The organism is Mediterraneibacter flintii (genome assembly GCF_055387595.1).
Genome location: NZ_AP031405.1, coordinates 2,536,155 through 2,559,607, shown reverse-complemented (window position 1 = coordinate 2,559,607; position 23,453 = coordinate 2,536,155). Strand labels below are relative to the sequence as shown.

The following is a 23,453-nucleotide window of genomic DNA, read 5'->3' as shown; positions in this document are numbered from 1 at the left end:
GGAGGCAGATTACATATGTATCGTTCACACGTACTGGTCTGCGGCGGAACCGGATGTACCTCTTCCGGAAGCCACAGAATCATAGAAAAACTGGAAAAAGAAATTGCAGCACAGGGCCTTTCCGAAGAAGTCGGCGTTGTGCAGACAGGGTGCTTCGGACTGTGTGCCTTAGGGCCAATTATGATTGTATATCCGGAAGGTTCCTTCTATGCAATGGTAAAGGAAGAGGACATACCGGAGATTGTAGCGGAACATCTGTTGAAAGGAAGAGTAGTGACACGTCTGCTCTATGATGAGACGACAAAGACAGATAAAATCCTTCCTCTGAATGAGACGAATTTTTATAAAAAGCAGCACAGAGTAGCTCTTCGAAACTGCGGCGTCATCAATCCGGAGAATATTGAAGAGTATATCGGCACGGGAGGATATGAGGCTTTGGGAATTGTGCTGACGCAGAAAAAGCCGGAGGATGTCATTCAGATCCTTTTAGACAGTGGACTAAGAGGAAGAGGAGGAGCAGGATTTCCGACCGGACTAAAATGGAAATTCGCGGCGGCAAATGACGCGGAACAAAAATATGTCTGTTGTAACGCAGACGAGGGAGATCCAGGAGCATTTATGGATCGTTCTATTTTGGAGGGAGATCCGCATGCGGTGCTTGAGGCGATGGCAATTGCCGGGTATGCAATTGGAGCGTCACAGGGATACATTTATGTGCGCGCGGAATACCCGATTGCAGTAAAACGCCTGGAGATTGCGATTGGGCAGGCGCGGGAATACGGACTGCTTGGAAAAGACATTTTCGGAAGTGGCTTTGATTTTGATATAGAATTGAGACTTGGTGCAGGTGCTTTTGTCTGCGGAGAGGAGACGGCTCTTATGACTTCTATAGAAGGCAACAGAGGAGAGCCGCGTCCCCGTCCGCCATTTCCTGCCTTAAAAGGTCTGTTCCAGAGGCCGACCATATTAAATAACGTAGAAACCTATGCAAATATTCCGCAGATTATCGTAAAGGGACCAGAATGGTTTGCGTCTATGGGAACCGAGAAGTCCAAAGGAACAAAGGTATTTGCCCTGGGCGGTAAAATCCATAATACTGGATTGGTGGAAATTCCGATGGGCACAACCCTCCGAGAGATCGTAGAAGAGATCGGCGGCGGTGTTCCAAATGGGAAAAAATTCAAGGCGGCGCAGACGGGAGGGCCGTCAGGAGGATGTATTCCGGCGGAACATTTTGATGTACCTATAGATTATGACAATCTGATTGCGATTGGGTCGATGATGGGTTCCGGCGGTCTGATTGTAATGGATGAAGATACGTGTATGGTGGACATTGCAAAATTCTTCCTGGAATTTACTGTAGATGAGTCGTGCGGAAAATGTACGCCATGCCGGATCGGTACAAGACGTATGTTGGAAATTCTGGATAAAATTACAAAAGGTCAGGCGACAATGGAGGATTTGGATAAACTAGAAGAACTCTGTGAGCACTTAAAGACGAATTCACTGTGTGCGCTGGGGCAGACAGCGCCGAATCCTGTACTTTCTACCTTGCGTTACTTTAGGGATGAATATATTGCACATATCGTGGATAAGAAATGTCCGGCAGGCGTATGTAAGGATCTTCTGCAGTACAAGATAGACGCGGATAAATGTAAAGGATGTACTTTATGCGCGCGTACCTGTCCGGCAGATGCGATTATCGGCAAAGTAAAAGAACCGCATATGATCAATCCAGAGAAGTGTCTGAAATGTGGAGCTTGTATGGAAAAATGCCGTTTCGGTGCAATTTACAAAGAGTAATGGAGGCATGAGAAGATGGGAAATGTGAATTTGAAAATTAATGGCTTAGATGTAACTGCACCCGCAGGCTCTACAATTCTGGAGGCGGCACGCGGGGCAGGAATTAAAATACCGACGCTTTGCTTTTTGAAAGACATCAATGAGATCGGTGCATGCCGTATGTGTGTGGTAGAAGTAAAAGGAGCGCGGAATCTGGTTGCGGCGTGTGTGCATCCGGTAAATGAAGGAATGGAAGTGCAGACAAATACGCCTCTTCTTAGAGAATCAAGAAAAAGGACGTTGGAGCTTCTTCTTTCCAACCATGATAAGAAATGTCTGTCCTGCGTCAGAAGCGGTCAATGTGAGCTGCAAGAGCTGTGTCAGGAATTAGGGGTAACAGACGAAGAGCATTTTGCAGGAGAGATGACCCACTATGAATTAGATGACAGTGCGGTACACATGATTCGGGATAATAATAAATGTATTCTGTGCAGAAGATGTTCGGCAGTCTGCGAGAAGGTGCAGACAGTAGGTGTGATTGGGCCAAATAATCGTGGATTTGCTACCTTCATCGGTTCTCCGTTCGATATGGGGCTGGGAAAAACAAGCTGTGTATCCTGCGGGCAGTGTATTGCTGCCTGTCCGACAGGCGCTCTGTATGAAAAGGATTCTATCGAAGCGGTCTTAGATGCGATTGCAGATGAGACAAAGCACGTAGTGGTGCAGCCGGCGCCTTCTGTCCGCGCGGCGTTAGGGGAAGAATTCGGCTACCCAATGGGGACAGATGTAGAAGGAAAAATGGCGGCGGCTCTCAGGAGAATCGGATTTGACAAAGTATTTGATACAGATTTCAGTGCAGATCTTACAATTATGGAGGAGGCACATGAATTTTTAGACAGGGTGAAAAATGGAGGTGTACTTCCGATGATGACCTCCTGTTCACCAGGTTGGATCAAATACTGTGAGCACTATTATCCGGATCAGTTAGAACATCTTTCTAGTTGTAAATCACCGCAGCAGATGTTTGGAGCGATCACAAAGACGTACTATGCGGAGAAAATGGGAATCGCACCGGAAGATATTGTTTGCGTCAGCGTCATGCCATGTACAGCGAAAAAATTTGAAATTGGAAGAGAGGATCAGAATGCAGCAGGTGTTCCGGATGTAGATATTTCCATTACAACCAGGGAATTGGCACGCCTCATTCGAAAAGTAGGGATTGATTTTAGAAGTCTTCCAGAAGAAGGATTTGACGATCCACTCGGGGAATCTACAGGAGCAGGCGTTATCTTTGGTGCGACCGGCGGTGTAATGGAAGCAGCACTGCGCACAGCGGTGGAAGAACTGACAGGAGAAGAGCTTGAAAAAGTAGAGTTTATGGAAGTGCGTGGAACAGAAGGGATCAAAGAGGCGGTGTACCATGTGGCAGGAATGGACGTGAAAGTTGCCGTAGCTTCAGGTTTAAGCAATGCAAAAATGATTATGGATAAAATTCGCGCTGGAAAAGCGGACTACCATTTTGTGGAAATCATGTGTTGTCCGGGCGGATGTGTAAATGGCGGCGGTCAGCCGCAAGTACATGCAGATGTACGTAATTTTACAGATGTACGTGCAATCCGTGCGAAAGTGTTGTATGATAATGATGCAGCAAAGACATTGCGCAAGTCCCATGAAAATCCTTCTATTCAGAGAGTATATGAGGAATATCTGGGAGAACCTGGAAGCCAGAAGGCGCACCACATTTTGCACACTACTTATGTAAAAAGAAGCATCAATTAAGAAACACCCGCGAAAAAGTGCGGGCAGATAAAAGATCCATTTGGCAGGCGCCGGCTTATATAACCGGCGCCCTGTGTATATCAGGCAGAAAAAGGAAAAGAGGTAAAAATATGAGAGTTATAGACTTCAGGGATGCGAAATGCCGGCATTGCTACAAATGTGTCCGCCATTGCGCGGTGAAGGCAATTTCAGTCAAGGACGAACAGGCGCATATTATGATCGATCACTGCATCAACTGCGGGCGCTGTTTAGAAGTCTGTCCACAGAATGCAAAGACATTTGCAAGTGATATGGATCGGGTGAAAGGGTATCTGCGCCAGGGATTCAAGACGATTATTTCCATCGCCCCCTCCTATGCGGGAGTATTGGAATTCGATAGGCCCGGGCAAGTGGTGGATGCCCTTTTAAAGCTGGGATTTGCAGAGGTCAGAGAGACTGCAGAGGGTGCGGCTATGGTGACAAATGAATATAAGAAAATCATTCGGGAGAATAAAATGCCGAATATTATTACGACCTGCTGTCCGAGTGTAAATGATCTGATCGAAAAATATTATCCTGAATGTGTACCTCTTATGGCGCCTGTAGTATCGCCGATGATCGCGCATGGCAGATATATCAAAAAGTTATACGGAAATGATGTGAAAGTAGTGTTTTTAGGGCCGTGTATTGCAAAGAAGCAGGAGGCGATCGGAGACGAGAGAGTATTCGGAGCAATCGATGCGATTCTTACTTTTGAGGAGTTGGCCATCTGGCTGGAGGAAGCAGGAATTGACATTCATCAGTGTGAAGAGAAGCCAATGGGAAATCCAGATCCGAAGATCAACCGCCTGTATCCAGTCAGCGGGGGTATCGTGCAGTCGGTTGTGACAGAGGAAGAGGCGGACGAATATCACAAGGTCTATGTAGACGGGCTGGAGAACTGCATGGAAATGCTGGAGTGTTTAAAGCAGGGGGAACTGACCCACTGCTTTATCGAAGCAAATGTCTGCGAGGGAGGATGTGCGAAAGGGCCGGCGTCAGCCAGATGGAATACTTCTTATGTAAAAGCGAAGGTAAAGATTGAAAATGGAGTTTCTCATAAAGCCGCGAAAGAGCTGCCGGATATGAGCACAGAAGAACTGAAAAAGAAATTCCAGGATAATAGATTGACAGACAGGATGCCGACAGAGGCAGACATACGAGAGATTTTAAAATCTACAGGTAAATATACACCGGAGGATGAGCTGAACTGCGGCGCATGCGGATATCCGACATGCAGAGATAAGGCAACCGCAGTATTCCAGGGGAAGGCAGAGCTTTCTATGTGCATGCCATATGCACTGAATCAGGCAGAATCTATGTCAAATGTGGTGATGGATGTGACGCCGAACATGATTTTTGTCATTGGCAGTGATTTGAAAATACTGGACTGTAATAAAAAGGCACAGGAGCTCTTAGGAGTAGGAAGAGAAGAGGCTGTGCAGAGGTATATATTTGAATTTATAGAGACACAGGACATTGAAGAGACATTGCGGACGAAAGAACCGGTGATCCATAAGAAAATTCGTTTAGAACATGGAAAGATGACGGCGGAGGAAACGATCGTATATATTGAAAATCTGGATTCTGTGCTGGTGACCTTCCAGGACGTGACGCGGGAAGAAAAAATGAAGGAGCAGCATTATAATCTGAAAGTAGAAACGGTGGAAATGGCGCAGAAGGTGATCGAAAAGCAGATGATGGTGGCGCAGGAAATTGCAGGGCTTTTAGGAGAGACTACAGCAGAGACAAAAGTGACGCTTACAAAGCTTCGGGATTCCATTTTGGAAGAGGAGGACTGATATATGAGCGTGAGTATCGACGTGGCATGGAAAAGTCTGAATAAATATCAGGAAGAGCTGTGCGGAGATAAGGTAGAGGTTTTAAAAACAGCGGATTCAGATATTATGATTCTGGCAGATGGGATGGGAAGCGGAGTAAAGGCAAATATACTTGCCACCCTGACTTCAAAAATATTAGGAACCATGCTTTATGAAGGAGCCACTTTGGATTCCTGTGTAGAGACGATCGCAAAGACGCTTCCTATCTGCAAAGTGAGAAAAGTTGCGTATGCTACGTTTTCTATTCTACAGATTTTTCACAGTGGGGAAGCGTATCTGGTAGAGTTTGATAATCCGGGCTGTGTATTTATCCGAGATGGAAAAATTGTGAAATATCCATACAAAGAACGTTTGATAGAGGGAAAGAAAATTCACGAATATCGGTTTCAGGTAAAGAAAAATGACTGCTTTGTATTGATGAGCGACGGAGTTATCTATGCAGGGGCAGGGGAGATATTAAACTTGCAGGGCTGGACATGGGAAAGCATGGCAGAGTATACGCTACGCTGCACGAAAAAGACGTTGTCTGCCTCCCGCCTTGCGGCACTTTTAAGTCAGGCGTGTGATGAACTATACGTGGAAAGACCGGGGGACGATACGACGGTGGCGGTGGCAAGGGTGATCGAGAGAAGAGTGGTGAACATCTTTACAGGACCGCCTAAGGAAAAGGCAGACGACGAGAAGCTGATGTATGATTTTATGCATATGGAAGGGAAAAAGATCGTCTGCGGGGGAACAAGCGCCAACATCTGCGCACGAATTCTGCACAAAGAGATCATTACCAGGGTGGACTATAATGATCCGGATGTGCCGCCGATGGCCGTCATAGAGGGGCTGGATTTGGTGACAGAAGGTGTCCTGACACTTGGCAAAGTGATAAAATTATTAAAGCGGTATGTAAAAGACGAATTTGATGTAGAGTTTTTTGACGAGCTGGACGCAAACAATGGAGCCTCCAGACTTGCTAAGATATTGATAGAGGAATGTACAGAACTGCATCTGTTTGTAGGAATGGCGGTCAATGACGCGCACAAAAATTCAGATTTGAGTTTTGATTTGAGTATGAGAATGAATCTGGTAGAGCAGTTGATTCATGTGACAGAGCAGATGGGGAAAAAAGTAACGGTAAAATATTATTAAAGGTTGACTACGCAACTAAAAGAGAGTAATATATTCTTATAAAGGTTGAGTAGTCAACCTTTTTGTTGTGATTAGGAAGGTTTTGAACAGGCTTTTAAGAGAGGCAGTTTTGCCTAGTTTGCCAGGGAGTGCAGGAGAAAATAAAATGATAGAAGAAAATAAGAAAATTTTTTTACGGCATATTTCAACAATTCAGAGGAACAGCCAGAAATATCTGGATATATGTCTCGGCGAATCGATAGGGTGCGGGCAGCAATATTTTCTGGCATATATTGCGGAAAATGATGGAATCACCATGTACGATTTGGCGAAGGCAGGCAATTTTGATAAGGGGACAGTCACAAAAGCAGTGCAGAAGCTTGTGGATATGGAATATGTGGTGATCAAAACAGATAAAATGGATAGGCGGGTAAAGCATTTACACGTGACGAGGAAGGCACTGCCGGTAGTTGAGTTGATATATCAGACGCGAAATGAATGGAAAGAAGCATTGCTTTCTGATTTGGCGCCTGGAGAAGAAGACCGTTTTGTTCGCCAACTGGAACAGATGGCGCATACCTCCTGTCAGGTGTTGAAAGAAAAAGCACGACAGAAAGGGACAAAAGAAAAAGGAAAAGAAGAAATGCAGAGAAAAGGAGGAAAAGAATATGGCGAATGAGGCAATACAGACAAAAGAGAAAAATCCCCTGGGATATAAACCAATTGGAAGCCTGTTAGTTTCCTTTTCTGTACCTGCGATTATATCCTGTCTGATTAACTCTATTTATAATATTGTAGACCAGATTTTTATCGGGCAGGGAGTCGGCTATCTTGGAAACGCAGCAACAACAGTGGCATTTCCGGTTATGACAATTATCCTTGCCTTTGGGACATTGATTGGCTCTGGAAGCAGTGCGTATGCGGCGATCCGTCTGGGAGAAAAACGAGAAGAAGAGGCGGAGAGGACATTGAGCAATGCATTTTTGTTCACGATTATTACAGGACTTTTGCTCATGGCTGTCGGGCTGATTTTCTTAAAACCGATTTTATCTGTATTTGGCGCTACAGAGAAAATTATGCCCTATGCGGTGGATTATACCTCCATTATTCTGATAGGAACTCCGTTTAACTTGCTTGGTATTGTGCTGTCAAATCTGGCTCGGACAGACGGACACCCGCGGCTTTCTATGTACGGTATGATGATAGGAGCTGTGTTAAACACGATTCTGGATCCAGTCTATATTTTTGTTTTTCATTGGGGTGTGAAGGGGGCAGCGATTGCGACCATTACATCACAGATTATATCGGCAGTCGTGTTGACAGCGTATTTTGTGATGAAGGTAAAAAAGCCGATACATATGCGTCTGCACCGAAATTATATGAAGCTTAAGAGAAAGCGAATTACCAGCTTCCTGGCTCTTGGCGTTTCCTCTGGAATTACGCAGTCGGTTGCATGCATTATGCAGGTGGTAATGAATAATTCACTTGTTTACTATGGAGATCAGACGCAGATCGGCGGAGACGTGGCTCTTAGTGCAATGGGAATTGTGATGAAGATAGCGATGATCATGGGAGCTTTTGGAGTTGGAGTTGGAATCGGCGCACAGCCGATTTTGGGGTATAATCGAGGTGCAGGGCAGTATGAAAGGATCAAAAAGACATATAAGATAGCGGTATCCTTTGCGACACTCTTGATTTTTGTATGTTGGATTTTCTGTCAGACAATGCCGGAGACAATCATTGGGATCTTCGGGAATGAGAATGCAGATTTTACAGATTTTGCTGTGAAATGTCTGCGGATTTATCTGTTTGGCATTTTCTGCGCAGGCTTTCAAATTGTGTCTACGAACTATTTTCAGGCGACAGGACAGCCTCTTAAGGCCTCCATTTTGTCTATGCTGAGACAGCTTTTGCTTTTGATACCGCTGATACTGATACTTCCATTGTTTATGGGGCTAAATGGAATCTTATATTCCGCGCCTATAGCGGATGTGGCTTCGGCAGTGATTGTAGCATTTTTTATCGTGCCGGAGATGAAAAAATTAAACCAGCATATCCGGCAGGAGCCAGAACACAAGGAGGAAGGAGAACGGGCAGGCGTATCGTTATGATGCTGTTTAAAGGAGCCAGTACCAGTTTAGAAAGAAAAACTGGCCTCCTATAGAGAGGGAAAGATAAAAAGCCGCTTCCCATCTGGATAAGGAGACGGCTTTTTTTCTACGCTTTTTAAAGCAGAGATCAAAGAGTCTCCAGCAGAAGAAGCCAACCGCCGCACCCAGTGTATTCATAAGCAGATCATCAATATCCGTCCGTCTTCGGTTAAAGAGCTGGCACAGCTCGATAGCAAGTGAATAGGCTGAAGCAGCAAGTACCACATTGGTAAGAGTATGGTAGTTCTTCCAAATGAGAGGAAGTAAAAATCCAAATGGCATAAACATAAAAGCATTCAGAAAACAGGTGATAAAGGAAGTGTCCGAAAAGGGGATCAGGTTGATTTCTTCAGGACGGATGATGTCGCCGAATTTTCCGATATCCCAGATTGTTCCGATTCCTGTTACCTCCAGTACCATGAACAGATAAAAGAGAAAGATATAGGTCCATATCAGATGTAGAGCAAGATAAGGCGGGCGTCTCTTTTTTATAACGCACAGTATAAACTGACAGCATAAACAAGGAACAAAAATACACAGAAGTGAGTAGATAAAAAATCGCATAGGTGGTCTCCTTTTCCTTTAGATATAAATAGTGTTGGTGTACATCGACACTGGCTATATATGAGTATAGAAAACAGAGGTTAAGATTTAGAAAAGAAATTCTTAAGAATTTTGTAACAGACAGTTCAGCCATACAGTGTGCGGGAAGCATAAAACATGCCTGCATGTTTTTGCGAGCGTACATCTGTATGAGCTTAAGCGCCCATCAATGAGTAAAACGGTGGCGGCAGCCATGATAAGCACGCAGTGCGGTTTTACGAATGGCGCGGGCTGAACTGATACAGGATTTTTGCAGGAGTGTAAGGAAATACTTGCCGGGTGTTTCATTTAGTGGTATGATGGACATCAGTGATTAAATAGAGAAAGGAACAAAATAACGTGACCTATAAAGAAGCAAGGGTATATTTGGACGAAGTGTCGAAATACGGAAGTGTACTTGGCTTGGATACAATCCGCGGTCTGTTGCGTGAACTTGGTAATCCTCAGGATGATTTAGAGTTCATACATATTGCAGGAACGAATGGAAAAGGTTCTGTGCTTGCATACACTTCAACCATTTTAAGTGAGGCAGGTTACAGAATCGGGCGCTATGTTTCACCGACGGTGGTTTCCTATCTGGAACGGATTCAGATAGATGGAAAAATGATAACAGAGGAGTCCTTTGCAGGACTTATACAGAGAATAAAAGAAGCGATTGCCCGAATGAAGGCCGTAGGAGAACCTCATCCTACAGTTTTTGAGATAGAGACGGCGATGGCTTTTTTGTATTTTCGGGAAAGAAAATGTGATTTCGTCGTTTTAGAAACCGGATTTGGCGGACTATTGGACGCGACCAATGTAATAGGTGCTCCTGTATGTGCAGTATTTTCTTCTATCAGCCGAGACCATATGGGAATACTGGGAGATACGTTGGAGGAGATCGCCCAGAATAAGGCGGGAATTATAAAAAAAGGCTGTATAGTAGTGACGACAGGGCAGAAAAAAGAAGTGAAAGCTATCCTTCAAAAAGAAGCAGAAAAGAAAGGATGCCCGTTTATAGAAGCAGACAGAAATGCAGTGGAAATTTTAGAAGAAAACTACCGAGGAAGCCGTTTTTCCTATAAAGGATATAAAGAGCTGCGTATTTCTCTGGCGGGCAGACACCAGATAGAAAATGCGGTGACTGTGCTGGAGGTTATAGAGAGCCTAAAGAGGAAAGGATATGTAATTCCTATGGACTGTGTATATCGAGGGATGGAAAAAACAGTCTGGATAGGAAGGTTTTCCTGCATATTGGAACATCCTTTGGTGATCGTGGATGGTGCACACAATGAGGAAGCAGCGCAGCGCTTATGCGAAAATATACAAAGGTATTTTAAAAATCGACGTCTAATTTATATTATGGGCGTGTTTAGGGATAAAGAATATGAAAAGATAGCGCAGATTATGTGCCCCTTTGCCTGCTCGGTATATACAGTAGATTTGCCGGACTCTCAGAGAACGCTTCCAGCAGAGTGTTTAGCAGAAGTAGTAAAGAAATACTGCATATCTGTCAGGGCAGAAAAAAGTGTGGAAGCGGCAGTGGACGCTGCACTTGCGAAGGCAGAAGAAGAGGATGTGATTTTGGTGTTTGGTTCCCTGTCCTATCTGGGGGAGGTACTGGAAATCGTAAGGAAAAGGAGAGAAAAATAGATGATAGACGAAGAGAAGATAAAGCAGGGCATCCGGCTTTTGCTGGAAGGAATTGGAGAAGATGCAGACAGAGAAGGGCTTTTAGAGACACCGGATCGAATTGCACGTATGCATAGGGAGCTCTATGCGGGCATGGAAGAAAGTGCGAAGGATCATCTTTTAAAGACTTTTCACGTAGACAGCAGTGAGATGGTACTTGAGAAGGATATTACCTTCTATTCGACCTGTGAGCACCACTTGCTTCCCTTTTATGGGAAAGCGCATATTGCCTATATTCCCGATGGAAAAGTAGTAGGATTGAGCAAACTGGCGCGCACAGTAGAGGTATTTGCCAGAAGGCTACAATTACAGGAACAGCTTACCGGACAGATTGCAGATGCGCTGATGCAGTATATGAATCCGAAGGGCGTGCTGGTTATGCTTGAAGCAGAGCATATGTGTATGACCATGCGGGGGATCAAAAAGCCGGGAAGCCAGACTGTCACGATCGCAAGAAGAGGGATATTCCTTGACAGCCCGTTACTGGAAAACCAATTTTTCCATATGCTGGAGCGAGGATTATGAGAAGAGTAAATGCAGTTAGAGAACACCCTTTGTTTCAGGAATACTATGAGAGGCTATTGGAACTGGAAACGGACAGAAGGTTTTGCAGGCATCAGATGGAGCATCTTCTGGATACGGCTCGAATTGCATATATACGTAATCTAGAAGAACAATTAGGGATAGAAAAAGAGCTGATCTATACAGCAGCGCTTCTTCACGACATAGGGAAATCCCTTCAATATGAAAAGCAGATCCCACACGAACTGGCATCGGCAGAGATTGCGGAGAAAATCCTGCATAGTCTGCCCAAAGAATGCACTTTTACAGAAGAAGAGATCCGTCAGATTCTGACGGCAGTTCAGGGACATAGAAAAGCACACAGTAATATGGAGCCTCTCGAGAAGCTGTTATATGAAAGCGACAAAAAATCCAGACTGTGTTATGTCTGTCCGGCAAAGAAAGAGTGTAACTGGCCGGAGACAAAGAAAAACAAGGAGATAGAACGATGAAAATCGGAAATAAAATATTTGACACAGAGAACAAAACATACATTATGGGAATTCTGAATGTTACACCGGATTCCTTTTCAGATGGAGGAAAGTACAATCAGATGGATCAGGCGCTGCTGCATGTAGAAGAGATGATAGCTGACGGGGCCGACATCCTGGACATAGGAGGAGAATCCACGCGGCCCGGGCATACGCGGATTACAGATGAAGAAGAAATCTGCCGTATTGTGCCGGTCATCGAGAGGATTAAGAAGGAATACGACATTCCGGTTTCTGTAGACACGTATAAGAGCCAAGTGGCGAAGGAGGCGTTGGAGGCAGGGGCGGACTTAGTAAATGATATATGGGGGCTGAAGGCAGATGCAAAGATGGCGCCTTTGCTTGCCAAATACAAGGTTCCATGCTGTATTATGCATAACCGGAAAAACATGAAATACAAAAATTTCCTGGAGGATATTACAGAAGATTTAAAAGAAAGTATACGGCTTGCAAAAGAGGCAGGGATTCAAGAAGATAAAATTATCGTGGATCCAGGGGTAGGATTTGCAAAGACCTGTGAGAGAAACCTGGAAATCATTCACCATTTGGAAATCCTGCATAAGCTGGGCTATCCGATATTGCTTGGAACCTCCAGAAAGTCGGTCATTGGACTGACGTTAAACCTTCCAGCCCATGAACGGGAGGAAGGGACTCTTGTGACAACCGTATTTGCTGTACAGAAACGCTGTGCCTTTATCCGAGTACATGATGTGAAGAAAAATAAACGGGCAGTACAGATGACAGAAGCTATTTTAGGAGGATACAATGGATAAAATTAAGATAGAGGAGCTGGAAGTGTTCGCAAAACATGGCGTATTTCCAGAAGAAAATGTGCTTGGACAAAAGTTTTTAGTTTCTGCTGTGCTTTATACGGATACAAGAAAGGCGGGGCAGACGGATGATTTGACAGCCTCGATCCACTATGGCGAGATCAGCCAGTTCATAGACCGTTTTATGAAGGAACATACATTTCGCCTTCTGGAGCGCGCAGCAGAGAGGCTGGCGGAAGAACTGCTTCTTCACACGCCGCTTTTAAAGCGGATAGAGCTAGAGATAAAAAAACCATGGGCGCCTGTTGGACTGCCGCTTAAGACGGTATCTGTTGAGATAGACAGAAGCTGGCATACGGCATATATCGCACTTGGATCTAACATGGGAGAGAAAAAAAGTCATTTGGACAAAGCGGTTGAAGCATTAAATGAGACAAGAGGCTGTAGAGTGGAAAGGGTTTCCTCTTATATTGAAACTCCACCTTATGGAGTGATAGATCAGGATATGTTTTTAAACGCATGTCTGCAGCTTTCCACCTTGCTTTCTCCCAGAGAGCTCCTTACAAGATTACATGAGATTGAAAAGATGGCCGGAAGGGAAAGAAAGATACACTGGGGGCCGAGAACACTGGACTTGGATATTATTTTTTATGATGATCTTGTCTGCCAGGAGGAGGACTTATGTATTCCACATGTAGAGATGCACAAGAGAACATTCGTCCTGCAGCCTTTGCATGAAATCGCACCGTATAAGAGGCACCCTGTATATGGACAGACAGTCAGAGAGATGCTGGAAGCGTTAGAGACAGAAGCATAGATAAAAGACAGCGAACAGCAACGCTGTGAGTTAACTGTGGTATCGCGGCGGATAGAGAAGTAAGGAAAGCTTTCTCTATCCGATCGGCGCAAGCTTATGTTTTATAAAAGCTTTTCAAATGTATCATAGAATTCCGGATAGGATACATCTACACACTTACTGTCCAGAATTTTGGTGTTCCCGTCAGCGATAAGAGCAGCAATGCTGAATGCCATTGCGATTCTGTGATCGAAAAGTGTGTGGATAACCGCGCCTTTTAAGGGTTGGCCGCCGCGAATGATCATTCCATCTTCTGTGGCAGTGATATTGCATCCCATAGAGAGCAGATTATCTGTTATTGTTTCAATGCGGTCACTCTCCTTGACCTTTAATTCAGCGGCATCTCGGATAATGGTGGTGCCCTCGGCGGCGGCTGCCATAACTGCAATAACAGGAATTTCGTCGATCAGCGCGGGGATAATGTCCCCTTCAATAGTCGTGCTGTGCAGTGCGCTTGTACGCACCAGTATATCCGCGATGGGTTCTCCTGCCTGTGTCCGTTCGTTTAACAGAGTAATATCTCCGCCCATATCTTCACAGACTTTCAAAAGTCCGGCTCTTGTCGGATTGATTCCTACATTCTGTATCAGAATTTCCGAATCTGGAACCAAAAGTCCGGCAGCAATGAAATATGCAGCGGAAGAGATGTCACCGGGAACCAGGATATGCTGTCCATAGAGCTCTGTACAGGGCAAAATAGAGGCAGTTGCCTGTGTACTGCTTAAAGCATGTGTGGAGCGAATATCTGCGCCAAACTCTTTGAGCATGAGTTCTGTGTGGTTTCTGGAAAGACTTGGCTCTGTGACAGAAGTTTCACTGTCGGCGTACAACCCTGCGAGAAGGATGCAGGACTTCACCTGGGCGGAAGCTACTGGAGAATTGTAATGGATCCCGTGCAGGTTCCCCGGCGTAATATAAAGTGGAGCACAGTCATTTCTGAGAATACTTGAGATATTTGCGCCCATCTGTGTGAGAGGTTCCATAATACGCTTCATGGGGCGGGCGTTCAAAGAGGCATCCCCAGAAAGCTTTGAGTCAAATGGCTGTCCGGCAAGAATACCAGACAGAAGGCGTGTTGTTGTACCACTGTTTCCTACATCCAGAATATGAGCAGGAGGCATAAGCCCGCGGAGTCCTTTTCCATGAACGAGAACAGAGGACTTGCTTTCTTCGATTTCAATACCCAGTGTACGGAAACACTGAATGGTGGCGCGGCAGTCCGCACCCTTTAAAAAGTTTTCGACCTCTGTCAATCCTTTTGCAATGGAACCAAACATGATACTGCGGTGAGAGATGGATTTGTCCCCCGGTACGGTAATCGTTCCTTTCAGTCCGTTTATACTACATAATTCCATTTTTTATATCCTTTCAAATGTATATTTGTTTGTAAGCGTATATTTTATAAGAGTGCTCTGCCGGCTTGAAAAAAGAAAGCTGCGTCAGACCTCATATACAATATACCGGTATTTCTGGAGGAGCTTGCATGCATTTTTTGCAGAATCCTCGTCATAAAATTCAATGCGCAGCACCCCTTCTTCAAATTCCCTGTTATGTATGATGCCAATATTTTTGATACTGATATGATTGCTTGCCAGTATGGTTGCGATGGTTGCGATTCCTCCCGCCTCATCGATAATATCGCAGTACAGGGCGAACTGTTTTTTGATTGGCCCTGCTGATGTATTCGGCATGGAATCGCGGTAATCTCTGGAACTTTCGAACAAGGAATATAAGTTTTGTTCAGCGCCCGTTTCTATCCATTCCTTTGCCTGTATTAATACGTCGATGTACTGATTAAGAATATTCGCTATATTTTTTCCATTTTTCAGGCAGATTTGCTGCCACATTACGGGAGAAGAGGAGGCGATTCTTGTGATGTCCTTAAAGCCGCCGGCAGCGAGCATTTTCATCAGCTCTTCTTTTGTATCTGTGTCTTTTACGAAATTTACAAGACTAGAAGCAATGATATGCGGAAGATGGCTGATGGTTCCGGTAATCCAGTCATGCTTTTTATAGTCTAACAAAACAGGAAGCGCCTTTAGAGATTCTACAAAGGTCTGATATGACAGGATCTTTTCCTCTGCCACTTTTTCAGATGGAGTGAGAATATAGTAGGCATTTTCAATCAGATGCGCTCTGGAGTTGACAAACCCGCTTTTTTCTGAACCTGCCATAGGATGCCCGCCGATAAAAAATTCTTCCATGTCAAGAGAAATAATCTCCTGGTGAATCGAGGTTTTCACACTGCCGACATCGGTGAGAATACAAGTAGCATCCATGTATTTTTTTAATTGAGAAAGGTAGGCGGTATTATAGGCAATCGGAGCGCACAAAAAGATATAGTCACAGTGTTTAAAGTTATCGTCTATGGAAGAACAGGAGATATGGATAGTCCCTTGCGAGACGGCAAAGGCAAGTGTCTCTCTGTTTTTGTCAAAGGCAATCAGGGTGCAGTCAGGATAGTATTGCCGTATTGCTTTGGCAATAGATCCCCCGATAAGCCCAAGCCCGATAAATCCGATTTTTTTAGGTGCTAATGATGGTGTCATACGAAAAATCCTTTCCGGTTATATTTATCATTGCATTTACAATAACTTGTCGGGAGGTATCAACATACCCGAACAAATATAAAAACATTTTATCATTTCACGCTGCAAATGTAAAACAGAACATGATTATCAGAAAAACCGGACGTAACAGCCCGCGCCATTCGTAAAACCGCACTGCGTGCTTATCGTGGCTGCCGCCACCGTTTTACTCATTGAGGGGTGCTTAAGCTCATACAGATGTACGCTCGCAAAAACATGCAGGCATGTTTTATGCTTCCCGCACACTGTATGGCTGAACTGATACAACCGGACAAATACTTGTCAAAAATTAATAAAATAGTTGTAATTATTGTAAGGTTTTAGTACAATATACACATATAGCATATGTGTGCAGGAAGAACGGAACACCCTGTACATATAGAAAACTACACACAAGGAGGCAGCAGCATGAAGGTTTACAGAACAGACGAGATTAGAAACGTAGTATTGCTCGGACATGGCGGGAGTGGCAAGACGAGTCTTGTAGAAGCGATGTTGTATGTATCAGGAGCATCCAGCCGTATGGGAAAGATAGCAGATTCCAATACGACCAGTGATTTTGACAAAGAAGAACAAAAGCGCGGTTTCTCAATCAGCACCAGCCTGATTCCAATCGAATGGGAAAAGGCAAAGATTAATATTCTTGATACACCAGGATATTTTGATTTCGTTGGCGAAGTAGAAGAAGCAGTCAGCGCGGCAGACGCAGCAGTCATCGTTGTATCAGGAAAAGCAGGCGTGCAGGTAGGAACGGAGAAAGCTTGGGAACTGTGCGACAAATATAATCTTCCACGGATGATTTACGTGACGGAGATGGATGTAGATGACGCGAGCTTTCGTCAGGTTGTCGAGGATCTGACTGCACGGTACGGAAAGAAGATTGCGCCGCATTTCCAGCCAATTCGTGAGAATGAGAAACTGGTTGGATATATCAATGTCATCAAGAATGCGGGACGTCGTTATACAGGCGTAGGGCAGCGTGAGGAGTGCGAGATTCCAGATTACTGCCTGCCGAATCTTCAGATATTGAGAGATGCACTTATGGAATCTGTGGCAGAGACAAGTGAAGAATTTATGGAGAGATATTTTAACGGGGAGGAATTTTCTGTTGAAGAGATTCGTTCTGCAATGCGTACGGAGGTAATGGACGGGGATATTGTTCCGGTAGCCATGGGCTCTAACATTCAGGCACAGGGAGTGGCAAACCTGCTGTCCGATATTGTAAGGTTTTTCCCGAGTCCGGATAAGCGTACCTGTGCAGGTATCAACCGCACAACAAATGATATTTTTGAAGCAAATTACGAGTTCTCGAAGGCGAAGACAGCATATGTGTTTAAAACGATGGTGGATCCATTTATCGGAAAGTATTCCTTTGTGAAGGTGTGCTCCGGAGTACTCAAAGGGGATGACAACTTATATAACGCAGATACAGACTCGGAAGAAAAGCCGGGCAAACTTTATACAATGTGCGGCAATAAGCCATCGGAGGTATCGGAGCTGTTTGCGGGCGATATCGGAGCGATTGCAAAACTTACCAATACTCGTACAGGAGATACGCTATCTACAAAGGGGACGCCGGTATCCTATGCTAAGACAGACTTTTCTGTGCCGTATACATATATGAGATACCGCGTAAAGAATAAAGGGGATGAGGACAAAGTTTCGCAGGCGCTTGCCAAAATGACGGCAGAGGATGTGACACTAAGGGCAGTCAATGACAGTGAAAACAGACAGACGCTGCTCTATGGAATGGGGGATCAGCATCTGGAGATTGCCGCAAGTAAGTTAGCTGCCAGATATAAAGTAGAAATTACCCTGGAGACGCCTAAGGTAGCATTTAGAGAAACAATACGGAAAAAATCTGATGTAGATATGAAATATAAAAAACAGACCGGCGGACATGGACAGTATGGACATGTAAAGATGAAATTTGAGCCCTCTGGAGATTTGGAAAAACCGTTTGTATTTGAAGAATGTGTAGTTGGAGGAGCAGTTCCGAAGAACTATTTCCCGGCGGTGGAAAAGGGACTTCAAGATTCTGTACAAAAAGGCCCCCTCGCCGGATATCCAGTAGTGGGAGTAAAGGCAATTTTGTACGATGGTTCTTATCATCCGGTGGATTCTTCGGAAATGGCATTTAAGACAGCGACAAGCCAGGCGTTTAAGAAGGGATTTATGGAAGCGGGGCCGGTGCTGATGGAACCAATCGCATCCTTGAAGGTTACGGTACCAGATGATTACACAGGAGATGTAATGGGGGATTTGAATAAGCGCCGCGGACGTGTGCTGGGCATGAATCCAGTTGCGGGAGGAAAGCAGGTGATTGAGGCAGATATTCCAATGACAGGACTGTTTGGATACTGTACAACACTTCGCTCTATGACTGGAGGAAGAGGAACATATGAATATGCCTTTGCGAGATACGAGCAGGCACCGTCAGATGTACAGGAAAAAGAAATAGCAGCGCGGGCAGCAGAGGAGTAGAAGAAAGGAAAAAGAGTGCGGGAGGCCGGACATTGCCGGTCTCCTGTTTTTTTCTGCCGGGAGGTGTGCAAAGAAAGTGCTAAAAGCATTGTAGTTTATGTATAAAAGTGCTATAATTTTTCTGCCGTTGACAAAAAGGCAAAACGAGAAGGAAAATTGAGGAAAAACAAATGAAAATTGTGATTATCGGAGATGGCAAGGTGGGGTATAAGCTTGCACGTGCACTTTCCGCCGAACAGTACGACATTGTTATGATTGACAGCAATGAAAAGAAACTCAAGGCGGCAATTGATCGTCTGGACATTTTCTGTGTGACTGGTGATGGGGGAAGTGTTGCTATCCAGAAGGAGGCAGATGTTCCGCATGCTGATTTAGTCATTGCATGTACTTCTACGGACGAATGCAACATGTTAAGCTGTCTGATTGCGCGGCGCCTTGGGGCGAAGCATACGATTGCGCGAGTCAGAAACCCGATGTATTACCAGCAGATTGATATTCTGAAAGAAGACTTACATTTGAGCATGGTGGTTAACCCAGAATTGATTATGGCAGGAGAGATTTCCAGGCTTCTGCTTTTCCCAGATGCAAGTAAAATAGAAACGTTTGTAAAAGGGAGGGTAGAGCTTATAGAGTATGTACTGACGGAGAGAAGTCCGCTGGTGGGTATGGCATTGTCCGGTATGTACACGAAGCTTCAAATCAAGGTGCTTGTATGCGCAGTAGAAAGAGCAGGGGAAGTTCTTATTCCGTCAGGTGATTACATATTGGAGGAAGGAGATCGGATACATATCGCTGCATCGCACAAAGAGATAGAACACTTCTTTAAGCTTGCAGGCTGCCATAAGGAAAAGATCAATAAAGTCATTATCTGCGGCGGCGGAAGGGTAAGTTATTATCTCGCTACACAGCTGCTCGCGATCGGGATGCAAGTGAAGATTATTGAGAAGATAGAGGAGAAGTGCGAAACCTTAAGCGAAATGCTTCCGAAGGCAACGATAATCAACGGAGATGCTTCGGATCATGATCTGCTGATTGAAGAGGGGATCGAGGAAGCAGATGCTTTTATTGCATTGACCGGAATGGACGAAGAAAATATCATTATGTCACTTTTTGCAAAGGGACAGAAGGTAGATAAAATTATCGTTAAGGTAAATGAGGACAGAAGAGCGAAAATGATAGAGGATTTCGGCTTGGACAGCGTCGTGTCTGCTAAGACAGTGACAGCAGATGCAATACTAAGTTATGTGAGGGCGCGGAAGAATTCTCAGGGAAGTGCAAATATAGAAACACTCTATCAACTGGTAGACGGCAAGGTGGAAGCACTGGAATTTATTGTAAAATCAAAGACAGAGTATACGGATGTGCCGCTGAAGGAGCTGTCACTGAAATCAAACAATTTGATTGCGTGTATCGCTAGAAAGCGCAGGATTATCATTCCGAACGGTGACGACTGTATCCAGGCAGGAGACAGTGTGATTGTGGTTACAATGGAAAAACAGATTCAGGATATTCGGGATATTTTGATGTAGGTGCGAGCACATGAACAGAAGGATGATACTATATATTTTAGGGAAAATGCTGGGAGTGGAGGGCGTTGTACTTCTGATTCCTGCACTGGTTTCCTTCCTATATGGAGAGGAAAGCGGTCTGTCTTTTTTGATTGTCAGTGTGATCTTAGAAATTTTATTTCTTATTTTTGGGAAAAAACCACCAGAAGGAAAGACTATATATGGTAAAGAAGGCTTTGTGATTGTAGGAATTGCCTGGATACTCTGGTCTTTATTTGGTGCTCTGCCGTTTTTTCTGTCTGGAAGTATTCCAAATTATCTGGACGCATTTTTTGAAACAGTTTCGGGGTTTACAACAACAGGATCGACGATACTTACGGACATTGAGATACTGCCGAAAGGAATTTCTTTTTGGCGGAGCCTGACGCACTGGATAGGTGGTATGGGTGTACTCGTGTTTGTAATGATGTTGACATCTCTGGAAGATGATCATTCTATGCATTTGATGCGTGCAGAAGTTCCAGGACCAGAAGCGGACAAGCTGGTGCCCAGGGCGCGGCATTCGGCGAAAATATTATACGAAATGTATTTTGTCTTAACTGCGGCAGAGGTGATTTTGCTTATGTTTGGAGGCATGAGTTTTTATGATGCTCTGCTGCATGCTTTTAGCACTGCAGGTACAGGAGGCTTTTCAAACAGAAATGCAAGTGTAGCATATTATGACAGTGCCTATATCGATGGGGTTATCACGATATTTATGATTTTATTTGGAGTGAATTTCAATCTGTATTTCCTGATTCGCCTGAAAAAATGGAAGAGCGCCCTGAAAAATGAGGAGCTTAAGGCATATCTAGGAATCATTGGAGTTTCCATTGTGGTAATTACGGTGAATATACTTCATATTTATGGAAGCGTGGCTCAGGCATTTCGTTATGCGTCGTTCCAGGTCGCCTCTATTATTACGACAACAGGATTTTGTACCGCAAATTATGATGTGTGGCCGGAGCTGTCGAAGACGCTGCTGCTAGCACTGATGGTAATTGGAGCATGTGCGGGTAGTACAGGAGGTGGAATCAAGGTTTCAAGACTTTTGATACTCGTCAAGACAGTACGGCAGGAAATAAGGCGGATTCTACATCCAAAGTCTGTGACTGTAGTGCGGGTGAATGGGAAAAAAATTGGACGGGATACGATGCAGGGCGTATATATTTATTTTATCTCTTATATACTGATCCTAATAGTATCGGTACTGATTGTATCCATTGATAATTTTGATTTTGCTACATCATTCAGCGGAGTGCTGACAACTATCAACAATGTAGGGCCGGGAATATCCCAGGTAGGACCGATAGAAAACTTCTATTCGTTTTCGCCATTGTCTAAGATTGTATTCTGTATAGATATGCTGGTGGGGCGCCTGGAGGTAATTCCATACCTGCTTATTTTCTCCCCAGATTTGTGGAGAAGAAAATTTTAATGTATTTAAGGAAATGAAAGAGCGAAAAGTATCGGTTTTCGTGTTTCATTTAGGAGGAAAAATGAAGAATGTAAAAACAAAGATTATGGCAGTGATTGCAGTAGTGCTTTTGCTGGGAGTTTATTATTACGTGGCGCTGCCTGCGATTAATATTCACTCGACGGAATTCTGGATATTTCTTATCATTATGATTGTACTTGTGGCAGCATATTATATTAAAAGGAAAGGGCTTAGCAGATATGAGTTAAAAACTTCCAAAGGCTTGAAGGCGATTCTGGGAGTACTTGCGGCAGTTGTGATTGTATATCTCGTAGGAACGCTTCTGTCCTCTCCTATAGTGAATGCAAAAAAATATCAGAAATTAATGACGGTGGAAAATGGAGAATTTTCGAAAGATATTGAAGAACTCTCCTTTGATCAGATCCCACTTCTGGACAGAGATTCCGCGGCGATTCTGGGAAACAGAAAGATGGGGAGCATGGTAGATATGGTATCCCAGTTTGAAGTGGATGACTTATACAGTCAAATTAACTATAAGGATCAGCCAGTGAGAGTATCTCCTCTGAAATATGCGAATATTATTAAATGGCTGACAAACCAGAGTGAAGGAATTCCTGCATATATTAAAATTGATATGGCAACGCAGAATACGGAGCTGGTAAAACTGGATGAAGGAATGAAATATACAGAGAGTGATCACTTCAATCGAAATATATACCGGCATTTGCGTTTTAAATATCCGACATACATTTTTAATGACCTAAGTTTTGAGATCGATGATAACGGTGTACCATACTGGATATGTCCGGTTAAGAAGTTCAATATCGGATTGTTCGGAGGAGAGACGATCGGAAGAGTCGTTTTGTGCAATGCGATTACAGGTGAAACAAAGGATTACAGCATAGAGAATGCACCAGAGTGGATTGACCGCGCGTATTCCGCAGATTTGCTTGTAGAGCTGTATGATTACTATGGAACGCTGAAACATGGATTTTTCAACAGTGTGCTCGGACAAAAGGACTGTCTGCATACAACAGACGGGTATAATTATCTTGCAATTGATGATGATGTCTGGGTATATACAGGGGTGACGTCTATTACAGGGGATCAGTCTAATGTAGGATTTGTGCTGATGAATCAGCGTACAATGGAGACAAAGTTCTATGAAGTGGAAGGTGCGACGGAGGCTTCAGCGATGTCGTCGGCTGAAGGACAGGTACAGAACCTGAAATATAAAGCAGCTTTTCCATTGCTTTTAAATATCTCTGGTGAACCGACGTATTTTATTGCTCTCAAAGATGATGCAGGACTGGTAAAAAAATATGCGATGGTCAATGTACAGAAATATCAGATAGTGGCGATCGGAGATACAGTGAGTGAGTGCGAGGAAAATTATACGACGCTTATGTATGAGAACGGTATCAAACAGGTGGAAGAGGATACAAGAGATATACTGACCGCATCCGGTAAGATCACCAAGATCGCACAGAGTGTCATAGATGGAAACTCTCATTATTACATTATGTTGGAAGGCTCAGACGAGATTTTCGACATACCGGTAGTAGACTTTATCGATATTATTAAATTTAATGTCGGCGATGAGGTGACAGTGGAATACAAAGAAGGAGAGACAAGCAATACCGTGCTTTCCCTGAACGGCAAAGAGGCAAATATACAGGATTCTAAGAAGAAAGAGACAGAAGAAGACGCGAATGGAGAGCCTGTAAAATAAACGAAAAAATCAAAGAATATATT

The 23,453-nt window shown here is 44.1% G+C and carries 18 protein-coding genes; 15 read left to right on the top strand and 3 right to left on the bottom strand.

The genetic code is table 11. The annotated features are described in order from the left end of the window. Window positions 1–15 precede the first annotated feature (15 nt). The 6 genes from nuoF (at window position 16) to ACZ5C4_RS12105 (ending at window position 8,650) form a co-directional block, all read left to right on the top strand. The gene (gene nuoF, locus ACZ5C4_RS12130) at window positions 16–1,803 is read left to right on the top strand and encodes an NADH-quinone oxidoreductase subunit NuoF (protein WP_464521219.1); all 1,788 of its coding nucleotides are present in this window, start codon (window positions 16–18) and stop codon (window positions 1,801–1,803) included. 15 nt (window positions 1,804–1,818) lie between these two features. Beyond that, window positions 1,819–3,561 (top strand): NADH-dependent [FeFe] hydrogenase, group A6, encoded by a 1,743-nt coding sequence (locus tag ACZ5C4_RS12125; RefSeq protein ID WP_464521218.1) that lies wholly within the window; start codon window positions 1,819–1,821, stop codon window positions 3,559–3,561. A 110-nt stretch (window positions 3,562–3,671) separates the two neighbouring features. Then, window positions 3,672–5,381, top strand: coding sequence for a [Fe-Fe] hydrogenase large subunit C-terminal domain-containing protein (locus ACZ5C4_RS12120; protein WP_464521217.1), 1,710 nt, complete (start codon window positions 3,672–3,674; stop codon window positions 5,379–5,381). Between the two features lie 3 nt (window positions 5,382–5,384). Beyond that, the gene (locus ACZ5C4_RS12115) at window positions 5,385–6,560 is read left to right on the top strand and encodes a SpoIIE family protein phosphatase (protein ID WP_464521216.1); all 1,176 of its coding nucleotides are present in this window, start codon (window positions 5,385–5,387) and stop codon (window positions 6,558–6,560) included. 145 nt (window positions 6,561–6,705) lie between these two features. Beyond that, complete coding sequence (locus ACZ5C4_RS12110) at window positions 6,706–7,218, top strand: MarR family winged helix-turn-helix transcriptional regulator (protein ID WP_464521215.1); 513 nt, start codon at window positions 6,706–6,708, stop codon at window positions 7,216–7,218. Further along, the gene (locus ACZ5C4_RS12105; protein ID WP_464521214.1) at window positions 7,208–8,650 is read left to right on the top strand and encodes an MATE family efflux transporter; all 1,443 of its coding nucleotides are present in this window, start codon (window positions 7,208–7,210) and stop codon (window positions 8,648–8,650) included. Before ACZ5C4_RS12110 ends, ACZ5C4_RS12105 begins: the two co-directional genes overlap by 11 nt. Window positions 8,651–8,656: 6 nt before the next feature. Here ACZ5C4_RS12105 and ACZ5C4_RS12100 read toward each other — a convergent pair whose 3' ends face one another. Beyond that, complete coding sequence (locus ACZ5C4_RS12100) at window positions 8,657–9,253, bottom strand: VanZ family protein (protein WP_464521213.1); 597 nt, start codon at window positions 9,251–9,253, stop codon at window positions 8,657–8,659. Between the two features lie 378 nt (window positions 9,254–9,631). On the opposite strand from ACZ5C4_RS12100, the gene ACZ5C4_RS12095 reads away from it, so the two are divergent. From ACZ5C4_RS12095 to folK, 5 genes are read left to right on the top strand one after another with little or no spacing between them, the layout of a single operon-like run. Further along, window positions 9,632–10,924: a bifunctional folylpolyglutamate synthase/dihydrofolate synthase gene (locus ACZ5C4_RS12095; RefSeq protein WP_464521212.1), complete on the top strand. Its 1,293-nt coding sequence runs from the start codon at window positions 9,632–9,634 to the stop codon at window positions 10,922–10,924. Then, window positions 10,925–11,488 carry a GTP cyclohydrolase I FolE gene (gene folE / locus ACZ5C4_RS12090; RefSeq protein WP_464521211.1) on the top strand — a complete coding sequence of 188 codons (564 nt, stop codon included), beginning with the start codon at window positions 10,925–10,927 and terminating at the stop codon, window positions 11,486–11,488. It abuts the gene before it with no gap. After that, window positions 11,485–11,976 carry an HD domain-containing protein gene (locus tag ACZ5C4_RS12085; protein ID WP_464521210.1) on the top strand — a complete coding sequence of 164 codons (492 nt, stop codon included), beginning with the start codon at window positions 11,485–11,487 and terminating at the stop codon, window positions 11,974–11,976. Before folE ends, ACZ5C4_RS12085 begins: the two co-directional genes overlap by 4 nt. Further along, window positions 11,973–12,788 carry a dihydropteroate synthase gene (gene folP, locus ACZ5C4_RS12080; RefSeq protein WP_464521209.1) on the top strand — a complete coding sequence of 272 codons (816 nt, stop codon included), beginning with the start codon at window positions 11,973–11,975 and terminating at the stop codon, window positions 12,786–12,788. Before ACZ5C4_RS12085 ends, folP begins: the two co-directional genes overlap by 4 nt. Continuing rightward, entirely contained in the window at window positions 12,781–13,602 is an 822-nt protein-coding gene (gene folK, locus ACZ5C4_RS12075; RefSeq protein ID WP_464521208.1) for a 2-amino-4-hydroxy-6-hydroxymethyldihydropteridine diphosphokinase, read from the top strand. Before folP ends, folK begins: the two co-directional genes overlap by 8 nt. Before the next feature lie 101 nt (window positions 13,603–13,703). Here folK and aroA read toward each other — a convergent pair whose 3' ends face one another. Beyond that, the gene (aroA, locus tag ACZ5C4_RS12070; RefSeq protein ID WP_464521207.1) at window positions 13,704–14,996 is read right to left on the bottom strand and encodes a 3-phosphoshikimate 1-carboxyvinyltransferase; all 1,293 of its coding nucleotides are present in this window, start codon (window positions 14,994–14,996) and stop codon (window positions 13,704–13,706) included. 84 nt (window positions 14,997–15,080) lie between these two features. Then, complete coding sequence (locus tag ACZ5C4_RS12065) at window positions 15,081–16,190, bottom strand: prephenate dehydrogenase/arogenate dehydrogenase family protein (protein ID WP_464521206.1); 1,110 nt, start codon at window positions 16,188–16,190, stop codon at window positions 15,081–15,083. 447 nt (window positions 16,191–16,637) lie between these two features. Between ACZ5C4_RS12065 and ACZ5C4_RS12060 the strand changes: the two genes are divergently transcribed. The 4 genes from ACZ5C4_RS12060 to ACZ5C4_RS12045 all read left to right on the top strand — a co-directional run bounded on the left by ACZ5C4_RS12060 (window position 16,638) and on the right by ACZ5C4_RS12045 (window position 23,430). Then, a complete protein-coding gene (locus ACZ5C4_RS12060) occupies window positions 16,638–18,713 on the top strand; it encodes an elongation factor G (RefSeq protein WP_464521205.1) in 2,076 nt (691 codons plus the stop codon). Between the two features lie 170 nt (window positions 18,714–18,883). After that, complete coding sequence (gene trkA, locus ACZ5C4_RS12055; protein WP_464521204.1) at window positions 18,884–20,242, top strand: Trk system potassium transporter TrkA; 1,359 nt, start codon at window positions 18,884–18,886, stop codon at window positions 20,240–20,242. Between the two features lie 10 nt (window positions 20,243–20,252). Continuing rightward, entirely contained in the window at window positions 20,253–21,698 is a 1,446-nt protein-coding gene (locus ACZ5C4_RS12050) for a TrkH family potassium uptake protein (RefSeq protein ID WP_464521203.1), read from the top strand. 61 nt (window positions 21,699–21,759) lie between these two features. Continuing rightward, window positions 21,760–23,430 carry a CvpA family protein gene (locus ACZ5C4_RS12045; RefSeq protein ID WP_464521202.1) on the top strand — a complete coding sequence of 557 codons (1,671 nt, stop codon included), beginning with the start codon at window positions 21,760–21,762 and terminating at the stop codon, window positions 23,428–23,430. Window positions 23,431–23,453: the final 23 nt, after the last annotated feature.

Coding starts and splice junctions, on each gene's coding strand:
- nuoF (WP_464521219.1), top strand. CDS start 16: ATGTATCGTTCACACGTACTGGTCTGCGGCGGAACCGGATGTACCTCT.
- ACZ5C4_RS12125 (WP_464521218.1), top strand. CDS start 1,819: ATGGGAAATGTGAATTTGAAAATTAATGGCTTAGATGTAACTGCACCC.
- ACZ5C4_RS12120 (WP_464521217.1), top strand. CDS start 3,672: ATGAGAGTTATAGACTTCAGGGATGCGAAATGCCGGCATTGCTACAAA.
- ACZ5C4_RS12115 (WP_464521216.1), top strand. CDS start 5,385: ATGAGCGTGAGTATCGACGTGGCATGGAAAAGTCTGAATAAATATCAG.
- ACZ5C4_RS12110 (WP_464521215.1), top strand. CDS start 6,706: ATGATAGAAGAAAATAAGAAAATTTTTTTACGGCATATTTCAACAATT.
- ACZ5C4_RS12105 (WP_464521214.1), top strand. CDS start 7,208: ATGGCGAATGAGGCAATACAGACAAAAGAGAAAAATCCCCTGGGATAT.
- ACZ5C4_RS12100 (WP_464521213.1), bottom strand. CDS start 9,253: ATGCGATTTTTTATCTACTCACTTCTGTGTATTTTTGTTCCTTGTTTA.
- folE (WP_464521211.1), top strand. CDS start 10,925: ATGATAGACGAAGAGAAGATAAAGCAGGGCATCCGGCTTTTGCTGGAA.
- ACZ5C4_RS12085 (WP_464521210.1), top strand. CDS start 11,485: ATGAGAAGAGTAAATGCAGTTAGAGAACACCCTTTGTTTCAGGAATAC.
- folP (WP_464521209.1), top strand. CDS start 11,973: ATGAAAATCGGAAATAAAATATTTGACACAGAGAACAAAACATACATT.
- folK (WP_464521208.1), top strand. CDS start 12,781: ATGGATAAAATTAAGATAGAGGAGCTGGAAGTGTTCGCAAAACATGGC.
- aroA (WP_464521207.1), bottom strand. CDS start 14,996: ATGGAATTATGTAGTATAAACGGACTGAAAGGAACGATTACCGTACCG.
- ACZ5C4_RS12065 (WP_464521206.1), bottom strand. CDS start 16,190: ATGACACCATCATTAGCACCTAAAAAAATCGGATTTATCGGGCTTGGG.
- ACZ5C4_RS12060 (WP_464521205.1), top strand. CDS start 16,638: ATGAAGGTTTACAGAACAGACGAGATTAGAAACGTAGTATTGCTCGGA.
- trkA (WP_464521204.1), top strand. CDS start 18,884: ATGAAAATTGTGATTATCGGAGATGGCAAGGTGGGGTATAAGCTTGCA.
- ACZ5C4_RS12050 (WP_464521203.1), top strand. CDS start 20,253: ATGAACAGAAGGATGATACTATATATTTTAGGGAAAATGCTGGGAGTG.
- ACZ5C4_RS12045 (WP_464521202.1), top strand. CDS start 21,760: ATGAAGAATGTAAAAACAAAGATTATGGCAGTGATTGCAGTAGTGCTT.